Source organism: Metabacillus niabensis, assembly GCF_902829255.1.
GTDB lineage: Bacteria > Bacillota > Bacilli > Bacillales > Bacillaceae > Metabacillus > Metabacillus niabensis.
On the sequence record NZ_CADEPK010000166.1, the window covers coordinates 1 to 3,045 of the forward strand.

Annotated in this window: 5 protein-coding genes; 2 read left to right on the forward strand and 3 right to left on the reverse strand. The window is 32.4% G+C overall.

The annotated features are described in order from the left end of the window. The first annotated feature begins 96 nt into the window (after window positions 1-96). On the forward strand, window positions 97-156 hold the full coding sequence (locus HU235_RS25530; protein ID WP_411828261.1) for a hypothetical protein: 60 nt from the start codon (window positions 97-99) through the stop codon (window positions 154-156). A 434-nt stretch (window positions 157-590) separates the two neighbouring features. Here the strand turns inward: HU235_RS25530 and HU235_RS12155 are convergent, their stop codons facing one another. The 3 genes from HU235_RS12155 to HU235_RS12165 all read right to left on the reverse strand — a co-directional run bounded on the left by HU235_RS12155 (window position 591) and on the right by HU235_RS12165 (window position 2,688). Next, window positions 591-1,541: an aminoglycoside phosphotransferase family protein gene (locus HU235_RS12155; RefSeq protein ID WP_174880378.1), complete on the reverse strand. Its 951-nt coding sequence runs from the start codon at window positions 1,539-1,541 to the stop codon at window positions 591-593. 154 nt (window positions 1,542-1,695) lie between these two features. Beyond that, window positions 1,696-2,097: a hypothetical protein gene (locus tag HU235_RS12160; RefSeq protein ID WP_174880379.1), complete on the reverse strand. Its 402-nt coding sequence runs from the start codon at window positions 2,095-2,097 to the stop codon at window positions 1,696-1,698. Between the two features lie 30 nt (window positions 2,098-2,127). Continuing rightward, window positions 2,128-2,688 carry a GNAT family N-acetyltransferase gene (locus HU235_RS12165; RefSeq protein WP_174880380.1) on the reverse strand — a complete coding sequence of 187 codons (561 nt, stop codon included), beginning with the start codon at window positions 2,686-2,688 and terminating at the stop codon, window positions 2,128-2,130. Between the two features lie 137 nt (window positions 2,689-2,825). Here HU235_RS12165 and HU235_RS12170 point away from each other — a divergent pair. Further along, window positions 2,826-3,045: MerR family transcriptional regulator (locus HU235_RS12170; protein ID WP_217451440.1), on the forward strand; the 220-nt coding region annotated here is incomplete at its 3' end.

The following is a 3,045-nucleotide window of genomic DNA, read 5'->3' on the forward strand; positions in this document are numbered from 1 at the left end:
TAATAACTCCCAATTTAATTTATTTTTGTAAATTGCTTTTTTCTGTTTGCATCATCTAATTACGATGAAACATTCGAAGATTGCTGTATTAGAGGAATTGAAGAAGAAACGGGATATATTGCCGAAATTATAGAAAAAATTAAGGTTAAAAAATGAACTTACAGACATCTAAATTTATCCGCTGAAGCCCATTATCTTTTAGTAAACATTTAGCCGGGAAAAGAAATTTTCAAGACCCTGATACTATTTATGATATTGGTTGGAAAATTAGACATACAAAACAAACGTGGTTTTCTATTGTTGCAACTATGAGCTGGTTAAATTTAAAACTCATCAAATTATTTTTGTAAATAATTGCACTTTCACAACAAGGGTAGCTTATGTTCATAACTTTATTATACTAAATAGATATTTAATCAAAAAAATAACAGTTATTTTGATCGAACATTTTTCAAAATAACGGTTTTTTATTTGCTGTTTTTTAGGGGAAAAGGGATATCTAAGATCGATTATTTTAAAGCTACAAATAGTTCATATATTTAATAAACCTAACCCTGTGAAACATGCCGTAATAAGTGTTTAACATTTACTTACTTTAAGTGCTCTCCCAAGCATTTCAATTCATTCTTCAAGTAATTTATTGTTTTTACTCGCTCTTGTCCTTCTTGCTTATCATATAAAAGCTGTTCAATGAACTCCCATATATCTTCAAGCCTTCTGCGCTCCTGATAGAAGCTTAGTGCATCATCATTGATAGCATAATTCTTGTGGGCTTTCTGGTAAATTTCCATAAACTCTTCGAAATATGGCTTCTCCACAAGGAACATCAAATCAGCTTCAACGGGAGCAAGCTTAAGGCCTTCCCAATCAATTAACATCAATTGTTCGGATTGAATTAAATTCCAATAGTGTAAGTCCGTATGACATAAAGCCATTTTTAAGTCACTTGCCTTCAAAAGCTTTGATAACTGTTCAACTTTAAAGATAGCTTCCTTTAATTGCTCGTTATAGTTGTCGATTAACTTTTTGACGTCATGTGATAAATGGCTTCTCCCTTCGTTCAAAACATACCGTAGCTGTTCCAAAAACGGAACTGAAAAGTCCTCTTTTAACAATGGCTTATCCAAAACTACTTCCTCACCATAGTGGTGAAGCTCAACAATCATTTGTGTAAGCTGTTGAATTTGCTCCTTTGTTAAATCTTGATCACCGATGGTCTCGCCATTTATATAATCGTACAGTAAATAAATATTTTCCTCGTCTTCACATTTGAAATTTCCGTTTTTAGTTATATATGGGATAGGGATTTTTCCGCTTAGCCTGCTATTTTCATTTAACCAAACTAAAATCGGTGCATACTGCTCAATGAGAGAAGTCCATTTTCGTGTGGATGCTCTGCTTTTTTCATATACTTTCAAAAAATATTTTTTTGTTCCATCAGAAACTTCAAAGGCAAGAGCTGCCCAACCACCTTGCTGCTTTTTTATGTCAATCATATTGATTCCATAATAAAAGCTCAATATGTACTTGTATATGTTCACAAGCTTTCACTTCCTTAGAATGATCATTTGGGCATCATTCGCACAATTTACAACCAGTAAATATTCTTCATAACGAAATTCCCCTGTTACTTCGATAATCGTGTCTGGTTTACTTCCGTCATTATAGGAAATATATTAATCAGACACATACCAATCATTTTTTTATGACATCATAAAAAGAAATGATACTGTCCTCTTCTCCATTTATTAATCGCTTATATACTTTATCGATTGGAAAAATTCTCGTATCACCGTCTTGAAGATGAATGATTTCACCATCACCAAATACATCCTCTTTAACCCAGGAAAGCTTAGGATTTATATATTTTATTATGAGTTCACCTAAATAGCTTCCCCAGATTAAAGACATTGAATAAATTTGCTTTTTTGAAGGCTTATCTTTTGTATTTTTTAAATCATTTGAATAATAATCAAGTATTGCTTCTAAATCCTTTACATCCTTTTCTGAATAGGTAAAGACTACATCAAAGGAATTCGCATATTCAACTGCTTTTTTCCCCATACTTTGTAAATATTCTTCGATCTCCTCGTTCATTGTATTTCCCATATACCTCTTTTCTATTTTTTATGATTTACACATATGCTCATATTGGTGTCCGCTTATTACCGTATTAGCGACTTTTTTATATCCTAATCTAGAATATAACTTCTTTGCTTTTGGATTGGCAATATCCACATTCAGCCCAATCGTACGGTATCCCTTCTCTATCGCTATTCGGCCCATTTCCTCAAGTAAAATGGAACCAATCCCCATTCCGCGGTATTTCTGATTTACGACGATTGAATCGATATACCATTCGTTTGGGAATGCCTCTCTATCAACAAATAGCTTTTCATTCGGATCATAGCCATATTTTATTAGGACTTTCTTAAACGGTTCATCAATAATCAACTCATCTGCTGCTGGATAGCCAAAAATAATGCCAGCTATTTCTCCATTTAATTCATATATTAGGCCACGTTTAAACCCATATCGATAGGTAGGATCACAAACTGCCTCTGCAACCATTTCAATTAATTTGTCCTTCGAAATTTTCTTAAGAAGCGACAATTCCATATCCTCAAATATTTCCCATAAAAGGGTAGCAATCTCCTTCCCATCTTTTTGTGTAGCAAATCTAATCATCTGTATCCCACTTTCTATTTTATTTTTTTAAACTATAATAGTCTTTAAGCAAGAACACTTCTTTCAACAGTTAAAGTATAAACCTTCTAGTCATCCTAAGGTCAAACAAGAAAGTTAAAGTTATGGAGAGAATCGGAATGAATTGGAAAATAAATGAGGTTGCAAATTTATATGATATAAGTTCACATACATTGCGCTATTACGAAGAAATTGATTTAGTTGTGCCTATGCGAGGAAATAATAACTATCGCATTTACACAGAAGAACATTTACAAAAATTAAATATTATTCGCGACTTAAGAAAATTGAATATGTCATTAGAACAAATTAAAGATTATTTAGAAAATCGTACAGTAG